Source organism: Methylomonas sp. ZR1 (assembly GCF_013141865.1).
Classification (GTDB): Bacteria; Pseudomonadota; Gammaproteobacteria; order Methylococcales; family Methylomonadaceae; genus Methylomonas.
Window position 1 is genome coordinate 3,091,387 of record NZ_RCST01000001.1, and the last position, 21,586, is coordinate 3,112,972.

The 21,586-nt window shown below is 52.5% G+C and carries 16 protein-coding genes and 1 pseudogene; 11 read left to right on the forward strand and 6 right to left on the reverse strand.

All coding sequences use genetic code 11. The features are described from left to right. Position 1 precedes the first annotated feature (1 nt). The 6 genes and pseudogenes from DDY07_RS13940 to DDY07_RS24475 all read right to left on the reverse strand — a co-directional run bounded on the left by DDY07_RS13940 (position 2) and on the right by DDY07_RS24475 (position 9,492). Positions 2-1,207 (reverse strand): Wadjet anti-phage system protein JetD domain-containing protein, encoded by a 1,206-nt coding sequence (locus tag DDY07_RS13940; protein WP_171696298.1) that lies wholly within the window; start codon positions 1,205-1,207, stop codon positions 2-4. Next, the gene (locus tag DDY07_RS13945) at positions 1,204-4,581 is read right to left on the reverse strand and encodes an ATP-binding protein (RefSeq protein ID WP_216614754.1); all 3,378 of its coding nucleotides are present in this window, start codon (positions 4,579-4,581) and stop codon (positions 1,204-1,206) included. The genes DDY07_RS13940 and DDY07_RS13945 overlap by 4 nt, the downstream gene beginning before the upstream one ends. Positions 4,582-4,810: 229 nt before the next feature. Next, positions 4,811-5,443, reverse strand: coding sequence for a DUF4194 domain-containing protein (locus tag DDY07_RS13950; RefSeq protein ID WP_216614755.1), 633 nt, complete (start codon positions 5,441-5,443; stop codon positions 4,811-4,813). Between the two features lie 264 nt (positions 5,444-5,707). Beyond that, positions 5,708-6,304 carry an SH3 domain-containing protein gene (locus DDY07_RS13955; RefSeq protein WP_171696299.1) on the reverse strand — a complete coding sequence of 199 codons (597 nt, stop codon included), beginning with the start codon at positions 6,302-6,304 and terminating at the stop codon, positions 5,708-5,710. 2 nt (positions 6,305-6,306) lie between these two features. Then, the gene (locus DDY07_RS13960) at positions 6,307-7,422 is read right to left on the reverse strand and encodes an N-acetylmuramidase family protein (RefSeq protein ID WP_171696300.1); all 1,116 of its coding nucleotides are present in this window, start codon (positions 7,420-7,422) and stop codon (positions 6,307-6,309) included. 713 nt (positions 7,423-8,135) lie between these two features. Further along, positions 8,136-9,492 (reverse strand): annotated as a pseudogene (locus DDY07_RS24475) (DUF3375 domain-containing protein). Positions 9,493-9,816: 324 nt separating this feature from the next. On the opposite strand from DDY07_RS24475, the gene DDY07_RS13970 reads away from it, so the two are divergent. From DDY07_RS13970 to DDY07_RS14020, 11 genes are all read left to right on the forward strand, one after another. Next, positions 9,817-11,553, forward strand: coding sequence for an acetolactate synthase 3 large subunit (locus DDY07_RS13970; RefSeq protein ID WP_171696301.1), 1,737 nt, complete (start codon positions 9,817-9,819; stop codon positions 11,551-11,553). After that, positions 11,554-12,045 (forward strand): acetolactate synthase small subunit, encoded by a 492-nt coding sequence (ilvN, locus tag DDY07_RS13975; RefSeq protein WP_101051816.1) that lies wholly within the window; start codon positions 11,554-11,556, stop codon positions 12,043-12,045. Between the two features lie 32 nt (positions 12,046-12,077). Next, positions 12,078-13,094, forward strand: a complete 1,017-nt coding sequence (ilvC, locus tag DDY07_RS13980; protein ID WP_033158860.1) for a ketol-acid reductoisomerase — start codon at positions 12,078-12,080, stop codon at positions 13,092-13,094. 66 nt (positions 13,095-13,160) lie between these two features. Further along, positions 13,161-13,940, forward strand: coding sequence for an outer membrane protein OmpK (locus DDY07_RS13985; RefSeq protein WP_253734489.1), 780 nt, complete (start codon positions 13,161-13,163; stop codon positions 13,938-13,940). A gap of 122 nt (positions 13,941-14,062) precedes the next feature. Continuing rightward, a complete protein-coding gene (locus DDY07_RS13990; protein ID WP_216614756.1) occupies positions 14,063-14,503 on the forward strand; it encodes a DUF6678 family protein in 441 nt (146 codons plus the stop codon). A 242-nt stretch (positions 14,504-14,745) separates the two neighbouring features. Next, positions 14,746-15,486: a CDP-diacylglycerol--serine O-phosphatidyltransferase gene (pssA, locus tag DDY07_RS13995; protein ID WP_033158857.1), complete on the forward strand. Its 741-nt coding sequence runs from the start codon at positions 14,746-14,748 to the stop codon at positions 15,484-15,486. Positions 15,487-15,489: 3 nt separating this feature from the next. Continuing rightward, complete coding sequence (locus DDY07_RS14000; RefSeq protein ID WP_171696303.1) at positions 15,490-16,341, forward strand: CHAD domain-containing protein; 852 nt, start codon at positions 15,490-15,492, stop codon at positions 16,339-16,341. Between the two features lie 284 nt (positions 16,342-16,625). Further along, the gene (locus DDY07_RS14005; protein ID WP_171696304.1) at positions 16,626-17,510 is read left to right on the forward strand and encodes a hypothetical protein; all 885 of its coding nucleotides are present in this window, start codon (positions 16,626-16,628) and stop codon (positions 17,508-17,510) included. A 161-nt stretch (positions 17,511-17,671) separates the two neighbouring features. After that, positions 17,672-18,550: a hypothetical protein gene (locus tag DDY07_RS14010; protein ID WP_171696305.1), complete on the forward strand. Its 879-nt coding sequence runs from the start codon at positions 17,672-17,674 to the stop codon at positions 18,548-18,550. A 224-nt stretch (positions 18,551-18,774) separates the two neighbouring features. Then, positions 18,775-19,746 carry a glycosyltransferase family 2 protein gene (locus DDY07_RS14015; protein WP_171696306.1) on the forward strand — a complete coding sequence of 324 codons (972 nt, stop codon included), beginning with the start codon at positions 18,775-18,777 and terminating at the stop codon, positions 19,744-19,746. Positions 19,747-20,036: 290 nt separating this feature from the next. Beyond that, on the forward strand, positions 20,037-21,581 hold the full coding sequence (locus DDY07_RS14020; protein WP_033158855.1) for a 2-isopropylmalate synthase: 1,545 nt from the start codon (positions 20,037-20,039) through the stop codon (positions 21,579-21,581). Positions 21,582-21,586: the final 5 nt, after the last annotated feature.

Genomic DNA, 21,586 nt, shown 5'->3' on the forward strand with positions numbered 1-21,586 from the left:
GCTACGCGCCCTCGCCGCCAGCCGCCAAATCCAGCGCCGCCAGCCGTTCCGACAGTAACGCAAAGCTGACATACTCCTGTTCCAGGCGCACCCCGCGACCGTAGCGATGATCCCGCAACACGTCGTATAGCGCCGCCTCGTCCACTGTCAAATAAGCCAATTCGGCGTTAATCGGGCTAGCTTCTTCGACCCATTGCGAGCGATGCGCGATTAAAGTGGCCTCGTCCATCAGCAAGGATTGGGCTTGCGGAAAATGCTGGCGAAACTGGCTGAGGATAGCGAAGCCGTGGGTGTCGATGTCACCCCAATAGTGAATTTCCTTATCCTTCAACCATTCGGCTTGCGCCAAGGCATCGAACCCGTAGCCTCTGCCGAAGATCACCACGCTATCGGCAAACGGCGGAAACGCCAGGCCGTTGATGTCGTTTTCGGTGACGAATACCCGCTTGACCGGCAAATTCAGCGTCGCGAATTCGCCGGCGGTCACCGTCAGATCGCTCAAGCCGGCGATGCGCAGCCGGCTATCCAGCAAGCGGAAGCGAATCGTCGCCGGCTTCACCAAAAAGCCGTAGCGCAACTCGAAGCCGGCGACGCCGGTTTGCGCGGTATCGATCGCCGCGGCCGGCAACAGCAAATCCAGCCATTCGCCGAGCAACTTCTTGCGGCTTTCGATGAATTTGCTGTCGATGCCGGGCAAGCTGATTTGGCGTAGATAAATGCCTGGCCGCGGATGTTCGACGACCCAGCCGGCCACGCTCAACAATTTTTGCCATTCGTCGGCGTGCTCCAAAGCGCGTAACGGATATTTCAATAGCCAAGGCCGCAGAGCGGCAAAATCGTCAACCAGCGATGCCGCCAATTGCCCGAAAACCGCCAATTCCTTCGCTTTTTTCAAATACGCCGCCACATTGTCTGGCTTGTCGAAAACCACCGCCGCCGGCAAACGGTTACGCCCCGACAGCCGATGATTAATGTCGCGCCATTCGACGGCAAAATGCTTGGCGTCAACGGCCAACCAAGGCTCCACCCAAGCCTGTACGGCTGCGAAATCGGCGGCCAGTTGCGCCGGGCTGGGTGACTTTAACGGAATGCGCAGCGGAAACAAGCCGCTCAGCGTCAGGCTTTCCGTCAAGATTTGCCCGCGCTGCCAGCGTTTGTCCAGTTCGGCGAGCAACTCGGCCGGCAAAGTCCAGACCGGCTTGCTCATCCGCCGCGTGCCGCGCGTTCGGCGCGGTACTCTTCGATGCTCAGATTGCGCAGCTTGGACGCCCGCCCTTCCTCGTTGTGGACGAAGCCGACCGCCGCGACGTAAGGCTCGATGATGTGGATTTTCTGCAGCGGCGTGACGATCAGCAGTTGCAAGTTGAGCTTTTCGAACAGCCGTAAACCGTATTGCGCCGATTCGTCCGAGCCGCGACCGAAGGCCTCGTCGATGACCACGAAGCGGAACGAGCGCGAGCGCAACGCGCCCCATTCCAAACCAAACTGATAAGCCAAGCTGGCCGCCAGAATCGTGTAAGCCAGTTTTTCCTTCTGACCACCGGATTTGCCGCCGGAATCAGAATAGTGCTCATGCTCGCTACCGTCTTCCCGCCAGCGCTCGCTGGCGCCGAAATTGAACCAGTTGCGCACGTCGGTAACCTTGGCTGTCCAACGCCGGTCTTGCTCGGCCTGACCCTCGCGGCCGCGGAAGCGTTCGATGATTTTTTTGACTTCCAGAAACTTGTTTTCCGAATATTGCTCGTCGTCGGAACCGGTCAGTGCGCCCTCGGTGCAGGCGCGTAACTCGCTTTGAAAGTCGCGCACGTCGGCGTCCGGCGTCGGTTGCGCTTCCAGCACGATGAAGCGGTTGGTGTTGTAGTCGATCTGAGTCAAGGATTCGTTGATCAGCGCGATGCGCTCCTTGATGGTTTCCCGCTCGCGGGCCAGTTGCGACTGAAAGTTGGCAACCTCGCGGATGGTGTTTTCGTTGAGCAATTCCTTGAAGCGGGCCTCGAAGCGCGGCAGGTCGTCGCTTTGTAAGCCTTCCAGCATGGTTTGATATTCGTGGGCGGCGGCGATGCCGACATCGACTTCCTGGGTTTCCAACGGGAAGGCCGCGCAATAGCTGCGCATCGCGTCGATGATTTTGTCACGCAAATAATTGAGTTTTTTGGTCTCGTTTTCGATGCGGGTCTGCAGCCAGCCTCGCATGTCTTGTTCGCGGTTGTCGCAGGATTCCACCGACAAATGATGTTCGCCCAAGGCTTCCGGCCGCATCGCCTCCAGTTTGGGGTAACGCTCGGCATGAGCATCACCGGCTTCGTCGAGCAGCATTTGGGTTTGTTGCAGCAGTAATTCTGCGTCGGTTTTTTTCTGTTCAGTTTTCGAACGTCTATCCTTGTGCTCCTCCAGCTGCCGCTCGGTATCCTGCAAGGTCTCGACCAAGGTATTCAAACTCTCGGTGAGTTGCTTAAGCAGATCCGACGCCGACTCCAACTGCATCTTTTCGTCTTCCAGTCTGGCGATTTCACCGGCCAGCGGCCGCCAGTCAAGTTCGCGGAAGTCGCGGTATTCGTCCAGTTTGGACAAGGTTTTCAATTGTTCTTTGACGGCCGTTGCTGCCTTGTCCAGTTGCGCCAATTGGGCGGCCAGCTCGGCCAACTGGTTTTCCAGAACCTTGGCTTTATGTTCCAAAGCGGCAATCTTGGCGGCGTTCGACCAACCCAACACGTAGCGGCTGCGGTCGTCGAGACGGTGGCGATCATCTTTTTCGTGGCGTTCGCCCGGCGCCTTGATCTGGCCGGCGCGGGTGATGGCTTTTTGTTCGCGGCGGAATTGCTCGGGCGTCGCGCAACAGGCGACGTCGAAACGGTGGGCGATTTCCCGCTCCAGCCAGTCGTAAAATGCCGAATCCGGCTTGACCGCCAACTTGTGGGCCAAGGAATCGCGATGCAGATTGGGCAGTTCGGCGCGCTGCCCGGGCCTTACCCGAAAATACACCAGCCGGCCTTTCAGATGCGTCTGGTCCACCCATTCGGCGACCGCCGCATAATGTTTATCCGGCACCAGCAACGACAAGCCGAAACTGCGCAACAAACGTTCCGCGGCGCCTTCCCAGCCCCTTTCCTCGTCGCGCATCTGTATCAGCTCGCCGGCAAACGGCATCTCGTCTTCGGCCAAGCCCAAGGCCGAACACAGCATCCGCCGCAGTTTGATCTGGACATCGTCGATATTGCTGCGCCGCGCCTTCAGGCTGTCGATTTCGGCTTGCAAAGCCTGATGTTCCTTCATCCCTTGCGCGAAGGCGACGCCGGTTTCGCTGGCTAGATTCTGCAAATTTGCCTCGCGCGCCGCCGCGCTGTCCTGCAAAGCGGCAAATTGCTGTTGCTGGGCCAGAAAGGCGTCGGCGTCTTCCGGGGCCGGCAAGTCCAAGGTCCGCACCAGTTGTTCGTGACGTTTGGCCTTGTCGCGGCGGCGGCTCAGTTCGTCTTGCAAACGTAGAATGTCCTCGGCGATGCGCTCGATGCGGTCGCCGCCGTTGTCGGCGATATTGCGGCGCAGTTCGCGTTCCTCGCTTTGCTGTTGCTGTTTGCGTTCGCTCAAGCGTTCCACTTGCGCGCCTTGTTTGCTCAACTCGTCGACCAAACCGGCCAAACGCTTTTCCAGCAAGCCGAGCTTTAGACCGGCGAAATAAGGCCGCAGCGCCTCGCGGCAGGCGCGCAACTCCTCGGTTTGTTCGGTCAATTGCGTGTGTTTGTCGCAGTCGCCGACCAAGGGCGTCAACAAGCCAACTTGGCGTTTGGCCTTCAGGACCGCGTCGTGGGCGCGGTTAAGGTCGTCGAAATGATTGATTAGCGCGGTGATGCGCGGCGCGACTTCTGAGGGTTCCAGCATGTGGCTGCGCACGAAGTCGGTCAGATTGCCGACCGATTTCATCGATACGGTTTGATGGAACAATTCCAGCGCCTGCTCGTTGTCGATGCCGAAGCGGCGGCGAAACCAGGCGCCGTAGGGCGGAAAGCTGTCGTGCAAATCGGCGCCCAGGCCGCGCAACTTTTTACGCAATTGACCTATGTCGCTGCCGAAATCGGCGAAGTCGGCGGCGATGCTCAAGTCGCGTTCGCACCCGGCATACAGCCGCGCCGGTTGACCCTGGCGGTCGGCGATCCAGAACACCTGCGCGATAGTTACGGTCTGGTCGTAGCCGGCGTTGTGGAACACGCCCAAGATCACCGAATAACTGTTGTCGCCGCGCAAGGCCACCGGTTTGGCGCTGCCGCTGACCTCATTGCGCTCGGATTTGTAATGACCCAACACATAGGAACGCAGGCTGCGCTCCTTGGCATCCGCGCCGGCGGCTTTGTTGTAGGCGATACGGTGAGCCGGCACCAATAAAGTGGTCACCGCATCGACCAGCGTCGATTTGCCGGAACCGATGTCGCCGGTCAATAGCGCATTGCGGCCATTCAAATGCAAGACCCAAACCCGGCCGTCGAAGGTGCCCCAGTTATAAACTTCCAGGCGTTGCAAGCGAAAGCCGGACAAGGCGTCATCGTCGACGAAATCCAGGGAGAGTTGCATTTCCTTATTGATGGTCATGGCGTAGCGGAATTTGGCTTGAGACGTTGTAAAACGGAATGGAAGCCCTGTCTAACGGTGGAAATATCCCTTGGCTTTAGCTGCCTCCCCCTTTGCAAAAGGGGGATCGAGGGGGATTTATTTAGAAAATCTCCCCTAGCCCCTCTTTGAAAAAGAGGGGGATAAACCACGATATACCTAACGGTATTGTCCCGACGAGAAAGAGCGGCGGGGATCAATCTACGAACAATCACTCTCCGACTTCCCCGCCGCTAACTAACTGCGTTTGATACTCCGCCAGCCGGGCATCGAATTCCGACAGCCATTGAGCATCGACGAAAGCTTTCAATATCCGCCTGACTTCGTAATTGGCCGACTGCCCGGAAGCCGCCTTGAGTTTGCGCAAGAAACCCAGTTCGACCACCTTGTTGATATGAGTTTCGATCTGATCGATCAGCCGCGCCTCGTTGCTGCGTGGCGGCAAAAACACCCGGATCAACTCGACGATGTCCTCGCGCGATAAGACCAACCGAGTCTCGCCGCCACCGCGGTCGAACTCGGCCAAACGCTTGCGCAGTAGCGCCAACAGCAAGCTGACCGGAAACGACAACGGCCGCCGCGCGATCAAACGCGGCAACTTGGCGACCGCTTCGTCGTCTTCGGCATCCGCCTGCCGCGAACGCAAAAACGCATAACTCTCGGCCTCATCCAACACCAACTCCAAACCCAACACCGCCACGTAATCCCGCACCCTGGCTTGCAGATTCAGCAAGGCATTCCAAAGGCCGCCGTCGGTTTCCTGGTAGATCACGCCTTTCAATAACGGAATGACCAAGGCCGACAGGTCGTATTGCGGCGCCATCTCTAGGTCGGTTTCCGTCATGTTTATCTCGTATTGATTGAGCAGGCGTTGAATTGCGCGTATTTTAGGGCAAAACTAAAACCAACAGAGATAATCTGCTGATGCCACTATCCATGACCAACTGGACTGGAAAAACGGAATTTTACGCGCTTAACAAACAAAACCCCATGAATCTTCAGACGGGTTTTTCAACCGGCTGTAAACGGGTATGGCTGCTTTGACCATATTTAAATGTTTATGGCCGGATAGCAAAACCCACCTCGTAGAGGGGAATCTTGCCTACGACTATTGACCTGACTTAAATACGGCTAAATCACTGTTACTGATCCAGCCGCGGATCATTTTCTTTGTCCCTGGGTACTCAACCTGCAGCCAGTCTCCCTCGGCACCCACCACGCCAACAACATCCCCTTTCACCAAATAAGACTTGAGCTTGGCATCAGCCTTAGGTTCGGAATGGAAGTAAGTCTTGGGACTCGATATGACCCTCAACTCTGTCCATTGAGTTTCCGTCACCTTATCGTAATTCAGGCCTTGTTCGATGGCCGGTGGCAACAGCATTCCGCATCCTGGATGTTCGTTACCGTGCTCCACCTTCAAATTGACTCCGGCGGCTTGGATGCGGAGTTCGCCGGGAAAGTGATCGACATTCCATGTCGTCAGCGAGGCCGAATCTCCATTTGATTGTCCACGCAGGTAAAAGCTGCAGGTTTTGCTCACGCCTTCCCCTTGCTCTTCACGATAGTAACCGGTAATTTGGCCGTCCGGCGCCACCGCCAAGCGGAGTTGCTCATAAACACCCGAGTGAAATTGGTTGGTTTCGACGGCTCCGACTTCGGTCGCCATCAATATTGCCATGATGAAACCAAAACGATTAAACATGATCAGCTTCCCCCGTGGCGCTTGTAGGCTTGTTCAAGCAAAACATCATAATTTCCATAATCCTCTCCGTTGTATAAGGTCGCAATGGTCGCGAATTTCTTGTCTTTAAGGGCTTGTAAGCGAGCAGGTTTGGCCTTGCACCAGCCAACGAAAGCATCGAGTTGCCCGCGTTCGCCCGCTTTCATGGATGCGACAAAGTCCTCGACTTTGCTAAAGCCGCAATCTTTGAAGTTGAAGCCCATTACTTGAAACATACCCCACGAACAAGCCTGCAACGCAGCGTCGGAATCCAAGGCGATGGCGTCGTTGAGGGTTTTCCAGGCGGTTTCCTGATCCTTATTATTGGCTTGCCACTCCGGCCCCGCTTTCTTGACATATTTGTAAGACAACATGGGATGCGTTTGGTCGTATTTCTTATTCGTCAATTTCCTAAACCAATGCCCTTCGAAGGCAATGACCGGTAGGCCGGCGGGTCCGAATCCGCTTTTCCCGCCCGACTCCACTTCGGCAAAGGCCTTGACCATGGCCAGGGTAATGCCGTTACCCAGAGCCGCCAACGCCGCCTGAAAATCCGCATCGGTCAACTTGGAAAATGAACCGCCACTATTGACGGCCGCTTTGAGACGGTGAAGCTTGCCGGCCGCAGCGCGCTCCCGCAAGGACAAATAGCTATCAACAACCGCGCGGTGCGCTGTACCGGGCTCTTGCGTTTGCTGGCTGGCAGGCGGCCTTTTAAATTCCAAGAATTCCAATAATCCGGCGACCTCACCACTGGGACCGCACCAAGAACCTCCGGCCAGATAGGGGCGCGACGATTTGTTCAGATCGGTACGTTTAGGTCGTAGCGTCCGCGCCTTTTCGACCAAGGCGTGGAGAGTTCTACCCGCCGGATCCACGCGCCCGTCGGCATGAGGATATCTAAGTTCGTTGCGCTGAAAGCGGCGAATTTCCAGGATCAAATCAGTAGAACAACGCCCGGCTTCCGGAAACGGCCGGCGAATGACGCTGTTGCAGATATTGAATAGATATTCGACGATTAGGACGTCCTTGGGGTCGTTGGCTGCGCCTTCTCCCACAGATGCCTTCAAAAGGTTTTCTTTCGTACTTCTTCGCTTCATTATTTCTCCTTGCGAGTTAATGGGTGAACTATCGATCTTGTATTTAGATTGCCTGCCTGATGCCCCCCGTTCCAGCTAAATTTAGATTTACACACTACCACTGCCCTTAATCAGGGTTTCACCGCCAAAACCCGCAATCCAGGTGTCCATGCGCCGGCATCTCTGCGGAAGGATCGTCGCTGCGGCTGTTACTATTCAAGTCGGCCAAGCCAGCGCGTGCACAACATAGTCCTTGCCGTGAGCATAACGCCCATGCACGTCAAGCCGCACGAAGCAAGCCTGAGCACCATCGACAGCATGCTCCAAGTTAAACGCCAAACTCCTGCCCGTTTCATCGCGGCAGCGGTAAGCAAGGATTCGAGTTAGTCAAAATAGAGGAAGGTGTCGGCGGAAACGATGACATCGAACCGTGTTGGTTTTCCAGCTAGTGACAGAGTTCCGCTTCCGCCAGATCATCGTACAGCGTTTGCCGACTCATTTCAGCATGCCTGCGGAGAGTTCGACGCGGACTAGATGACTGCAAACCGCCTTGGAGGCTGCGGCGAAGATCTTCTCGATTTGGTCCTTTACCGCCGCTCAAGCCGGCAACCAGGACATTTGTGTCTACAACCACTCCAATTGCCAGCATGTAGCCCCCACCTATCCTAGCATATGCCTAAATTTTGGAAAGATTTCCGCCCCCTATTCGATAAGAACATCCTGTGCCGCTCGTGTCACCTGACAAAAATCACCCTCGGCAAGCGCGCCTGTTTGCTCACTTCCCGCCCTTCACCGTCCGTCGTTTGCCAAACGATGACGTCTTCGGCGGTTTCGTCGACGGTGGTGTTGAAGCTGTCCCCGCCCAATTGCAGATAGGCGACCAGTTCCGCCAGACCGTGTTGCAGGGGGTGACTGCGGCAAAGTTCAGCCAGGGTGATTTGCGTTTTGTCTTGCAGGGCGTGACGGATGTGGCGGGCTAGTTGAGTTTTGTCGATGACGATTTGCGAAAACAGCGCGGTGGCGTCTAGGTCGTCGTCGCCGGTTTCCGGGATCAGGCTGGCGATGCGCGGCTTGACGGTCGGCGTGTGCAGCGGCCGTTCCATCGGCAGTTCGATGTCGGCGGCGGCTTCGGCGATGTTCATCACTTCGCCGGACGGTTGATTGTCGCGCAGAGCCAAAGCCTTGGCTTCGATGCCGTGCAGGATTTCCATGATGCGGCGGTTTTCCAGCCAGGCTTGGTCGTCGAGGAAGCGGCGCAGTTGCCGGCTGAGTTCCGCGACGGTGCGCTGGGTGTGTTCGCCGGCTTCCAGCCAGTCGTAATGCACCCGGCGCAAGCGGGCTTCGGGGCGCAGTTCGGCGACCGGCTGCAAGGCCAGCACTTTTTCCAGCAAGGCCGATAATTCTTCCTGGCGCCGGCTGGACATCAGGAAATCCCAGAAGGCGCGGAAGCTACGACCCTGGTCGGAGTCAGCAATGGCATCGCGCGCCCATGATGTCTTGCAGCAATTCGCCCTTGCCGCCTTCCCACAAGGCGATACGCTCGCGCACCCGCCGGTCCAGGCCGCGAAAGTTATGCTCGACTTCGCGAAAGTCGCCGAGCAGTTCGCGGGCCAGCGCGGTGAATTGCAGAAAGCGGTCTTTCAATGCGGTGTCGTCCAGCAAGGCCAGTTCGCCGGCCTCGGCTCTGGCGATTTCGGCGTCGATGTCGGCGCGGCGCTTGCGCAGTTCGGCGATGCGGGTCTCGGGATCGGTTTCGCTGCCTGCGCTGATTTGCTTGAGCAGTTCGAACAAGGTCAGCAAGCGCGACTCGGTGCCGACGAAGCTGCGCTCGGTCAAGCTACTCAACCAGGCGATGGCTCTTTCGGTAGGCGGAGTCAGGTCGAAATAGGGTTCGTCCGAGCCTTGGCGATAGAATTTGCGCAGCCAGCCCTTGTCGTTGCCAGCCCAATCATTGAGGTAGTCCAGCGCCGATTTCGGAAAGATGTCGTTACCGAATTGTTCACGCAAGCCGAATAATTCGTCTTCCAAGGCCTCGGCAAGACCGGCCTGGGCAATCAAGCGCTGGTTTGGGATGACACAAAAAGCCGGCAACTAGTGGCGCATGCGGCGAATTAAGTAGCCGCCACGCCGGATGATTTTGTTTGAGCAAATCGAGAGTACGGTAATCCAGCTTGAATATCCTTTATGTGCTCGCCACTCGTTGGCGTGGCGTAAACTGTTAAACAATGCCGCTGTCCCGCTCCGGCAATTGTAAATTTGACCAAATTTCCAACGGAAAAACCCATCTGTAGGCAAGAAAACCCAAGTGAAATCCTTGGTTTTCCTTGACGAAAAGGGTCAAAAACAGTAGCTTATCCAACCTTTTTTGTAAAATCTGCATTTCCCCCGATCGATTAGTTTTTTGAGGACGTAAAATTGGAACTCAGTGGCGGACATATTCTTGTCCAATGTCTTAAAGATGAAGGTGTCGAATTTGTATTTGGCTATCCGGGTGGCTCTGTCTTGCACATCTATGATGCCATTTTCCATCAAGACGAAGTGAAACATATCCTGGTCCGCCACGAACAAGCGGCGGCCCATGCAGCTGACGCTTATGCGCGCGCCACCGGCAAACCGGGCGTGGTGCTGGTCACCTCGGGCCCTGGCGCGACGAATGCCGTCACCGGCATTGCCACCGCGTATATGGATTCTATCCCGATGGTGATCATCTCGGGCCAAGTGCCGTCGCCGGTAATAGGCAGCGATGCGTTCCAGGAAGTCGATACGGTGGGCATTACTCGGCCCTGCGTTAAGCACAACTTCCTGGTCAAGGATGTCAACGATTTGGCCGAAACCATGAAGAAGGCCTTTTACGTGGCAACCACCGGCCGCCCCGGCCCGGTATTGGTCGACGTGCCGAAAGACATCACCGATCCAAACATCAAGGTGCCTTATAAGTACCCGAAAAAGATCAGCATGCGTTCTTATAACCCGGTGGTAAGCGGCCACAAGGGCCAGATCAAACGCGCGGTAGATATATTGTTAACCGCGCAGCGGCCGATGATTTATTCCGGCGGCGGCGTGATTCTTGGTGAAGCCCATAAAGAACTAACCGAACTGACCCAATTGCTGGGTTACCCGATCACCAACACCTTGATGGGTTTGGGCGGCTATCCGGCCACCGACAAACAGTTCGTCGGCATGCTGGGTATGCACGGTACTTACGAAGCCAATATGGCGATGCATGAGAGTGACGTCATTCTGGCGGTCGGCGCGCGCTTCGACGACCGGGTCACCGGCAAACTGGCCGAGTTTTGCCCGTACGCCAAGATCATCCATATTGACGTCGATCCGGCCTCGATTTCCAAAACCGTTAAAGTCGACGTGCCGATTGTCGGCGAAGTCAAACCGGTATTGGAGCAAATGATAGAACTGATCAAAGACAGCAAAACCAAGCCGTCCAAATCAGCGCTTGAATCCTGGTGGCAATTGATAGGTAGTTGGCGGGATGTGCATTGCCTGGATTATGACCGCACCAGTAGTGTCATCAAGCCACAATATGTCGTAGAGCAGTTATATCAAGTGACTGGCGGGGAAGCATTCGTCACCTCCGACGTGGGCCAACATCAAATGTATGCCGCGCAGTACTACCACTTCGACAAACCCCGGCGCTGGATCAACTCCGGCGGCTTGGGCACGATGGGCTTTGGCTTGCCGGCGGCGATTGGCGTAAAACTGGCGTTTCCGGAAGCCAATGTCGCCTGTATCACTGGCGAAGCCAGCATCCAGATGTGTATCCAGGAGCTATCCACTGCCCTGCAATACAACGCGCCGGTGAAAATCATCAACCTGAACAACCGCTACATGGGCATGGTGCGGCAATGGCAGGAGTTCTCTTATCAAAGCCGGTATTCGCAGTCCTACATGGATACCATCCCCGACTTCGTTAAATTGGCGGAGGCCTACGGCCACGTCGGTATGTTGATCGAGAAACCTGAAGACGTGCGCAGTGCTCTGGAAGAAGCCTTCGCATTGAAGGATAGAACCGTATTCCTGGATTTCATCACAGATCGCACGGAAAACGTTTACCCCATGATAGAAGCAGGCAAAGGCCATCACGACATGAAATTGCGCGTCGCACCCGGCACCCCGGTAGACAGGGAGTTGTCATAAATGAGACACATCATTTCAATTCTGATTGAAAACGAATCCGGTGCTTTGTCGCGCGTCGCGGGCTTATTTTCCGCGCGTGGCTACAACATCGAATCCTTGACCGTGGCCCCCACCGAGGATTCCAGCCTGTCGCGGATGACCTTGGTTACCAGCGGCAGTGACGAGATTATCGAGCAAATCACCAAGCAACTGAACAAGTTGATCGACGTGGTGAAATTGATCGATTTGGCGGAATCCGCGCATATCGAACGCGAGCTGATGCTGGTAAAAATCAAAACCAGCCACGATACCCGCGAAGAAGTGAAACGCATGGTCGACATCTTCCGCGGCAAGATTATCGATGTCACCGCCAACAGCTACGTGGTGGAAATGACCGGCCAATCCAGCAAACTGGACGCCTTTATCCACGGCTTTGAAGAAGGCAGCATCATCGAAGTGGTGCGCTCAGGCCCGACCGGCATCTCCCGTGGCGAGAAAGGCTTACACCTGTAACATTTATTATTTACCCAGCAACGAGAAAACCTATGCAAGTTTATTACGATAAAGACGCCGACCTTTCTGTTATCAGAAGCAAAAAAGTAGCGATCATCGGTTACGGCTCACAAGGCCACGCGCACGCCAACAACCTGAAAGACTCAGGGGTTGACGTCGTTGTCGGCTTGCGTGCCAATTCAGCGTCAGTCGCCAAAGCTCAAGCCAGCGGCTTGACTGTCAAAGACGTACCGGAGGCCATCGCCGGCGCCGACGTGGTGATGATTCTGACTCCTGACGAGTTTCAATCCAAACTGTACAAAGAAGAAATCGAACCCAATATCAAACAAGGCGCGGCCTTGGCTTTCGCTCACGGTTTCGCTATTTTGTACAACCAAGTTGTTCCGCGTAAAGACCTGGACGTGATCATGATTGCCCCAAAAGCACCTGGTCACACCGTGCGCTCCGAGTTTGTTAAAGGCGGCGGCATTCCTGATTTGATTGCGATTCATCAAGATGCGTCCGGCATGGCCAAAGCCATCTGCTTGTCTTACGCATCAGCCATCGGCGGCGGCCGTTCCGGCATCATCGAAACCACTTTCCGCGACGAAACCGAAACCGATTTGTTCGGCGAACAAGCTGTACTGTGCGGTGGCGCGGTGGAACTGGTGAAAGCCGGTTTCGAAACCCTGACCGAAGCGGGCTATCCACCGGAAATGGCGTACTTCGAGTGCCTGCACGAACTGAAATTGATCGTGGACTTGATGTACGAAGGCGGCATTGCCAACATGAACTACTCGATCTCCAACAACGCGGAATACGGCGAATACGTCACCGGCCCGAAAGTGATCAACGAAGAAAGCCGTTGGGCCATGAAACAAGCCCTGGAAGACATTCAGCAAGGTAAATACGCCAAGCAATTTATTCTGGAAGGCCAAACCGGCTATCCTGAAATGACCGCCAGACGCCGTCTGAATGCCGAGCATCCTATCGAAACCGTCGGTGCTAAACTGCGGGCCATGATGCCTTGGATCAAAGCTAACCAAATCGTCGATAAAAGCAAAAACTAAGCTTATCGGCTAGGATTAAAGCCCATCTACACGATGGGCTTTTTTTTGCCCGCTGGATTTTGCCAAATGCCCGACCATTCTTGCTTCAACCCGTTTTATCTCGGCATCATCACCGCAACCTTGGCCCAGCCCTGCCCCGCCGAATTCTTGCAATGGAGTAATAGCGAGATCCAATATCTGCATGGCGGCAACTACCAGGAACCGTTCAACGCCAACGACGTCAGCCAGTCCATCATCACCGTCACGCATGCCCACGGCTGGGCTTACGGCCGCAACTTCTTCTTCATGGATACGCTGTTTACCGAATCCGGCCAAACCGCGCAAACCAATCTTTACGGCGAGGCATACAGCACCTTCAGCCTCGGTAAAGTCATCGGCTTGGACTTGTCTTATGGCATTTTCAAGGATTTCGGCGTGACCGCCGGCGTCAACCTCGGGGAAAACATGAACAGCTCGTGTAGCGGCTTTCGCGCCTGGCTATACGGCGTTACCGTCGATTTCGACCTGCCGGGCTTCGACTATTTCAACGTCGACTTTTTACGGCAGCGCGTCACCGAAACCGCCGACATCAGCACCTCCTGGCAGATTACCCCGGCGTGGAAACTGCCGTTCGAAATTGCCGGCACAAAATGGAGTTTCGAAGGCTTTGCCGACTTCATCGGCCATAACCACACCGCCGCCCGCCAAGCTCTGGCGCAACCGCAACTTAGATTAGACCTCGGCGACTTATGGGGCCATAGCAACCATTTGTATATCGGCCTCGAATATCAGTATTGGCATAATAAATATGGGATTAAGGGCTTACTTGACAGGGTGCCGCAGGTGTTGGTGGTGTGGAAGTTTTGAGGTAAATGAAAATGAACAGCAGCCGTGGCAATTAATTATTTGGTTAGCATGCATATAGCACGTTATTCCACCGGACGCGGCAAACAGCGCCGCGCAGATTAACATTACTGTAGGCCAATTCGATGCGCGAACTTCCCGACGCCGCGGCAACACCACTTGGTTCGGACCGAGACAAGATCATTTTCCAAGCTAAATGCAAGTATTTTGGCGCACTTGCCAATGATACAAAGTGGAATGAATTAATCAATTACTTTCGGCAAAAGCCGGGCTGGCGGCCTTCGTATAGAAGTAAATGGCTAAATGGTCATATCTCCGAATGGGATTCCGAGTGGCATTACCATCTACCATTTCCATTTGTTGGCGTAGAGTGGTTTGATATTGGGCTGCATCAGCATGAATTCATGGGGCATTTAACGCCGCCCAGGATTATTGATCACAGCACTGAGATTGCTTCAAAACTTTCCAGCATCGGCTTTGATTATGAGGTAAAGGGGGATGTCGCACGAATCTGGGGCTATTTTCCAAAGTCATATGAAGACTTCCCGCCCCAGAAATTGGCCTAACCTTCCGGTCAACGTGACAGTCAGCGTAGCCTGGATGAAGCGAAGCGGAAATCCAGGTTGAAAATCAAACGTTATCAATAGTGGCAATACATCACCGATGTATATCGCTACGCGGCATACGGGCTACAATCTCAATAATCACAAGCCTTCTCTCATACCCACGAAACCGGCCACATTAGTTAAGCATCTGTCATATTCAGCATGTACAATGCCGCCAACTTTTCAACCTTTGTAGACACATTATGATCAAGAAGCAACCGCTTACTCGTCATCGTGGCATTTACCTACTGCCCAATCTATTCACCACGGGCGCCATGTTTGCCGGGTTTTATGCAATCACCTCGGCAATTAACGGCCGTTTCGAAACAGCGGCGATTGCGATGTTCATTGCGATGGTACTGGATGGCTTGGACGGCCGCGTTGCCCGCCTGACTAACACGCAAAGCGAATTCGGCGTGCAGTACGACAGCTTGTCCGATATGGTTTCGTTTGGCGTTGCTCCGGCTATTGTCATGTATTTGTGGACTCTATCCACCATGGGCCAAGCAGGCTTGTTCGCCGCATTTGTGCATATGGCCGGTGGAGCGTTACGTTTGGCGCGTTTCAACACGCAAGTGGAAGTGGCCGACAAACGCTATTTTCAAGGCCTACCCAGCCCGGCAGCGGCGGCTATTTTGGCCGGTGGATTATGGTTCTGCGTGGAAAACGGTTATGACGTGGAAAACATCAAGTATCTGGTATTGCTCACCACCATCACTACCGGTTTGCTAATGGTCAGCAACTTCCGTTACTCCAGCTTCAAAGAAATCGATTTTAAAAACAAGGTGCCATTCATCGTTGCCATTATCGCGATGCTGGTTATCAGCTTCATAATGGCGCAACCACAGCGAATGCTGTTCCTGCTATCGGTCGGCTATGCCATATCCGGCCCTATAGTTACCTTGGTTTTGCGCAAACGTAAGCTGCAAAGCCGTAAAAGTTAGCGGATGAAAAATACCGGTGGCAAACCGTTGCTCGACGCCTTGGAAAGACACTGGCGCCAATATCGCAAACGCTTGAAAGCCTGCCGCCAAACCGCCAGCGAAGATAACGTCCACGAATTACGCATTAGCACCCGGCGCTTGTTGGCGCTGATAGAATTGCTACATGCCTTGGAGCCACAACCCACATTACTAAGCATTCGCAAAGTTTTGAAAAAGCAACTCGACGGTTTCGACGAATTGCGAGATACCCAGGTCATGCTGTTCGAGGCGGCCAAGACCCTGCCTATACTTCCCGAGCTAGAACCTTTTTTAGCGTACATGCATCGCTGCGAACAGCTTTTACTGCTGGAAAACCATTCATTTATTGCCACCCTGTATCAACCGAAACTGCGTCGCAAGTTGAAAAAAGCCGGTAAATACTTCAAAACTCAAACAGCCGACATCGATCTTGAACAGGCATTGCCAAGCGCCATTAACAATATTTATGGCCTAGTGATAAATCGTTATGAAGCACTGGATCCCACCATACCTGCCAGCATTCATCATCTGCGCATCGCTGTTAAAAAATTGCGCTATACGCTTTTAGCAGCGCAATGCCTTGATTCCACTCACGCTGAAATGGACTCAAGCCTGTTGAAAAGCCAGTTAACTCGCATGGGTGACATTCAAAACTCTGTGATCATGTTGCAAACCCTTGAGCTATTTTTTCAACATCAGATACCGAGCGCAGTAGAGCAGTACTATCGACGACAACAACAAGAGTTGATCGACTCATTTATGACCTGTTGCTCGGAGATTTTGGTGTTTCGGCATGTGACCCAAAACGACAGAAACTGGGTTTTTGAATCCGCGTAGAAACTAGCTATACTCATTGTCGGCTTATTTATTGGCACCAACGACGAGATCATTTACCAGAAATAAAAAATTTTCTATTAAGCAATTGAAAAACAATATGACTCGGCAAACCGTACGAACCATTAACTCTACTGTCAATTGAGTTTATATTTTATCATTGCCTCAGGACAATCAGCTGCTACCGAAAAAACTAAAGCCGTCAAACTTAAACGCTATCCCCAAACGTCAAAATCAACAAGAAAAAGTTCATAACGTGGCATTACGAAATATTAGAGGCAGTTTCAATGGCATCAGATGATAGAAACTCACCTAAAATAGGTGTTCCGTCGTCACCCTATCTGGTTTACACCTCAGCCGGTGACCGATCCAATATAAAAAAATGGGTCACGGGCAAAAAAAATTTCGACTTATGGGTTACTCAATACGAAGGCGAAAGCGATTATCACCGGAGCGTTGCTGATTTTTACAACGAGCGAAAAGGCGGCAAATATCCAAATCTACACGATATATATAACCGCTGGGGAGAGTTACTCACCCCCTATCGGGCAATATTCGTACTTGACGACGATATAGAATTGAGCGCCAGCCAAATTAGCCAGTTATTCCGCATTTTAGAACGCTACAAACTCGTCTTGCTACAGCCTGGTTTCTTGAGCGTCGGCAAAATAAGCCATGAAGTCACAAAAGCAAATCATTTCAGATTTGCGAGGCTTACCAATTTCGTGGAAAACTGCGTGCCATTGTTCTCTAAGCCTATTCTGGATCGGTTTATGGCAACTTACGACCCGGGCTTAATTGCCTTCGGAACTGATTGGTGGTATTTACACCTTCTGACCGATGAAGAGCGCGAAACCGGAGTGGCGGTAATTGATTCGGTACCTTGCGTAAACCCGGACGAATGGCTTGAACAAAAACCTCGAAAAATAGATCAAGTTGAGCCCGTCAATAAAGGCATAGAGATTTGGCAGGAATTTAAGCGCGAGCGCGGCATCGAGATGCCGCCAGGCGGTGTCAGAAGTTTGGGACTATTATCGCCTACAGCCTTAGAGGACTGGCTTACGCTAATTTCCGCTCCGTTAATCCGCTGCAAAACATTTCTGTTCTACCCCCATTATTTCATGCGTCTGAAACGCTTTTATTGGGATATTCATAGGCGAAAAATATTTTAAAATTCGCCATTCAGCAATGGCGAAATGCTGACCATCCAAAACAACACAGCAGATCTTATTCAATGAGAATATAAGTTTACTTGCTCAAATTGGAAACTGAGTTCGGCCAACCTCCTTAAGAATAGCATTTCGCAACTAGATGACGACCCAAGGAATTATTCGTGAACTATTTAAACGAAATTAAATGCTATTTAAAAATCAAAATTTCCCAGATATTGATGCGGTACCCTACCCATCACAAACCACTAAAAATACAACATGCGCCTAAAAACAAACCGAAGGTACTAATTTTAGGAATATATTTAGAATACAGAGAAAACACATTTAATCACCTGATAAGTGCGTTTAATCAATCAACAGCATGTGCGGTTGATCAAATCTGGGTATCATTGAACCCTAAAAACTCTCTAAAAGACAACCAAGCCGAATATAAAAACCACGCAAACCTAATGCTGGTTAAGCAGATATTTGAGCTTAAACCAAAATTTACGATATTAAATGAAATTCTAGAAGAGGTTGACATAAGCAAATACGATTATCTTGTCTTTACCGATGACGACATTTTTGTTGACGATAACTTTCTCGATGCTTTTATCGGATGGCAACAGCATTTAAACTTTTGCTTGGCTCAACCCGCCCGCACGAGAACCAGTACAGCTGATAATACATTTGTTGTTTCCAGGCCTTGGCTAAATGCACGCGAAACACATTTTGTTGAAATTGGCCCGCTATTTAGCATGCATAAATCAATTGTAAATGAATTACTACCGTTTGATCTTGAAAGTCCAATGGGATGGGGATATGACCTCGTTTGGCCAATAAAGGTGAGTGCATCGGAAAAAACCATGGGGATTATCGATGCGACTCCTGTACAGCACAGCCTGAGACCTCAGGGCGCGGCATATTCGACCGCAAAAGAATCTGTGCTAATGAATGAATATCTTTCAACAAAACAGCACCTAAACTTCCGAGAAGCCTGCACTATTGTTAAAAATTACTCAAAAATAAGCTTCCTCAAAAAATCGTTCAATTTATTTTAATGCCTATCTGTTTTAATTTCTCGAACAAAGCACCGCTTAATTCCGATCAGCTCCAACAACCTATTTATCTTATTGGCACTGCCCGATACTACTTAAACATAATAAGCGACACCATCATCGACTTAAAGATATAATAGCCCAACTACCAGCATTTATTTGATTCATCTTATGCATCACAATATTTCCGTTAAACCTTTTGTAATTTAATCGGCCTAATCGATGCTATGAGCTGCCTAGTTACCGTCATCATACCCACTCACAACCGCCCCGACCTTTTGGACGAAGCCATAAGCAGCGTAGTCAATCAAACCTTGGCGGATTGGGAAGTCATTGTCGTTGACGATTGCTCAACCCCTCCGGTAAACCCCGCTCAGATCCAGGAAAAGTTCGGAACGAAGATTAAAGTTTTGCGGCACCCAAGCTCTTTGGGGGGAGCCGCAGCGAAAAACACCGGCATCAAAGCCGCTTCTGGCAAATACATTGCGTTTCTGGACGACGACGACCTTTACGCACCGACTTATTTAGAAAAAGCTGTTTCAACTTTAGAAAACCATCCAGAAATTAACACGCTGTTCATGAGCGTCGCTTGGTTTGGTCCAAATTCAAAATGGACGCACGAATCCTACACTGACGCCATGAACAAAATATTGGCAGATCTGGCTGGAACGCAAGTGGCGGAAACCCTACTGGAATTTGACGCAGACCGTCTATTCAAAGCTTTGCTAAAAAGGGTCCCTATGGCGTTTCAACGACCAGTGGCAACCAGGGAACAGGTTAGGCAAATCGGCTTTTACCAGGAAGACTGCCTACTTTGGGATTGCGATTGGGCTTTGCGCGCTGCGCTGAATGGCCGATGCGGATTAGTGACAGAAGGCTTGTACCTGCAACGTAGCGCGGGCCAGGGATACTCGTCTCAGCCTCGCCGCCGGATGGATCACTCCTTATCCAATCTGGAAATAAAAAAACAACTGATTAAGCGAAATGTCAGGCCTGATCTAGCCAAGCTGATCAGGCTCAACTACATCCAATCCGCCCAAGATTTGAGTTGGGAATACATCAATCAAAACCAAGGCTTGCTAGCAGTCAAAACCATGCTGACCAGTTTCCAATACGGCATTCACTTTCTGCAGATTAAGTTTTTAGCGCACGCTCTTTATAGCTGCGGATTGAGTTTATTTTCTAAAATACAACGATAGCCTAGTTAGATTCGGAATCGAAACAAAAGGTAAAATGGATTTAACAGCCTCAAACGCCGCAGCATCGCAAGCTTGAGCCTTAGTCGGCAATCAAGTATAGTTTCTAACCATGAACAATCAGCAAAACGAATTTCATAGTCACTTAGTTTTCATGCCAGCCATTGGCAGACAATTGTTCGGCCTGTCTTTAAGATTGCTGCCCTGAGGGGCGCACTCTATCCTCATTTAAACAATACCACCCTTTTCTGTTCCTCGGCCTCAGCGCCGAACATTTCATGAACGGAGTTCTCATGAAAGATAAATTAATTATATTCGACACAACTTTGCGCGATGGTGAGCAAAGCCCAGGCGCATCAATGACCCGCGATGAAAAAGTCCGCATTGCCCGAGCTCTGGAGCGCATGAAAGTCGACGTCATCGAAGCCGGCTTTCCAGCCGCCAGCCAAGGCGATTTCGAAGCGGTGCAAGCAGTGGCGGATGCGATCAAAGACAGCACAGTTTGCGGCTTGGCGCGGGCGCTGGACAAAGACATCGACCGGGCTGGCGAAGCCTTGAAAGGCGCAAACAGCTCGCGCATCCATACCTTTATCGCGACTTCGCCGATCCATATGCAAAAGAAGTTGAATATGCAGCCGGATCAGGTCATCGAATACGCAGTTCGGGCAGTAAAGCGCGCCCGCCAGTACACCGATAACGTCGAATTCTCCCCGGAAGATGCCGGCCGTTCGGAAGAAGATTTCTTGTGCCGAATCCTGGAAGCTGTGATCGATGCCGGAGCGACGACACTTAATATCCCGGATACGGTCGGCTATAGCATGCCTCAGCAGTTCGGTGCGACTATCGCCAATTTGATCAAGCGCATCCCCAATTCCGACAAGGCTATCTTCTCAGTACATTGCCACAATGATTTGGGCTTGGCGGTTGCCAACTCCTTGTCGGCGGTGATGAACGGCGCGCGGCAGGTAGAATGCACGATCAACGGTTTGGGCGAACGCGCGGGCAATGCCTCTTTGGAGGAAGTGGTGATGGCGGTGCGCACCCGCCAGGATTTCTTCGGCTGCGATACCGGCTTGGATGCACGCGAGATTGTCACATGCTCGAAACTGGTGTCATCCATCACCGGCTTTCCGGTGCAGCCTAACAAGGCCATCGTCGGCGCCAATGCTTTTGCCCACGAATCCGGCATTCATCAAGACGGCGTATTGAAAAACCGCGAGACTTACGAAATTATGCGCGCCGAGGATGTGGGCTGGACCACCAACCGCATGGTTTTAGGCAAACATTCCGGCCGCAACGCCTTCAAAACCCGAATGGCAGAGCTGGGCGTGGACTTTGCCGGCGAAGCCGATTTGAACGATGCTTTTTTCCGCTTCAAACAATTGGCCGACAAAAAGCACGATATTTTCGACGAAGACTTGCAGGCCTTAATTTCCGAGCAAGGCTTCGAAGCTGAAGACGAACATATCAAACTAGTAGCCTTAAAAGTCTGTTCCGAAACCGGCGAAGTCCCTAACGCCACCGTCACGATACGTGTCGATGGCAAGGAAGTCACCGGCAGCGGGCAAGGCGGTGGCGCAGTGGATGCCAGCTTGAAAGCGATAGAAAGCCTGGTGAAAACCGGCGCGACTTTGGCGTTGTACTCGGTTAACAACATCACCACCGGCACGGATGCTCAGGGTGAAGTAACCGTCCGACTGGAAAATGCCGGCCGTATCGTTAACGGCTCCGGCGCCGACACCGACATCGTAATCGCCTCGGCCAAGGCTTACATTAACGCGGTTAACAAACTGCAAACGCCCGACCAACGTCAGCATCCGCAAAAAGGCGATGTCTGATTTTT

Coding starts and splice junctions, on each gene's coding strand:
- DDY07_RS13955 (WP_171696299.1), bottom strand. CDS start 6,304: ATGTTTAATCGTTTTGGTTTCATCATGGCAATATTGATGGCGACCGAA.
- DDY07_RS13950 (WP_216614755.1), bottom strand. CDS start 5,443: ATGACGGAAACCGACCTAGAGATGGCGCCGCAATACGACCTGTCGGCC.
- DDY07_RS13985 (WP_253734489.1), top strand. CDS start 13,161: ATGCCCGACCATTCTTGCTTCAACCCGTTTTATCTCGGCATCATCACC.
- DDY07_RS13945 (WP_216614754.1), bottom strand. CDS start 4,581: ATGACCATCAATAAGGAAATGCAACTCTCCCTGGATTTCGTCGACGAT.
- DDY07_RS14005 (WP_171696304.1), top strand. CDS start 16,626: ATGGCATCAGATGATAGAAACTCACCTAAAATAGGTGTTCCGTCGTCA.
- DDY07_RS13990 (WP_216614756.1), top strand. CDS start 14,063: ATGCGCGAACTTCCCGACGCCGCGGCAACACCACTTGGTTCGGACCGA.
- DDY07_RS14015 (WP_171696306.1), top strand. CDS start 18,775: ATGAGCTGCCTAGTTACCGTCATCATACCCACTCACAACCGCCCCGAC.
- DDY07_RS13960 (WP_171696300.1), bottom strand. CDS start 7,422: ATGAAGCGAAGAAGTACGAAAGAAAACCTTTTGAAGGCATCTGTGGGA.
- ilvC (WP_033158860.1), top strand. CDS start 12,078: ATGCAAGTTTATTACGATAAAGACGCCGACCTTTCTGTTATCAGAAGC.
- DDY07_RS14020 (WP_033158855.1), top strand. CDS start 20,037: ATGAAAGATAAATTAATTATATTCGACACAACTTTGCGCGATGGTGAG.
- ilvN (WP_101051816.1), top strand. CDS start 11,554: ATGAGACACATCATTTCAATTCTGATTGAAAACGAATCCGGTGCTTTG.
- pssA (WP_033158857.1), top strand. CDS start 14,746: ATGATCAAGAAGCAACCGCTTACTCGTCATCGTGGCATTTACCTACTG.
- DDY07_RS14000 (WP_171696303.1), top strand. CDS start 15,490: ATGAAAAATACCGGTGGCAAACCGTTGCTCGACGCCTTGGAAAGACAC.
- DDY07_RS13940 (WP_171696298.1), bottom strand. CDS start 1,207: ATGAGCAAGCCGGTCTGGACTTTGCCGGCCGAGTTGCTCGCCGAACTG.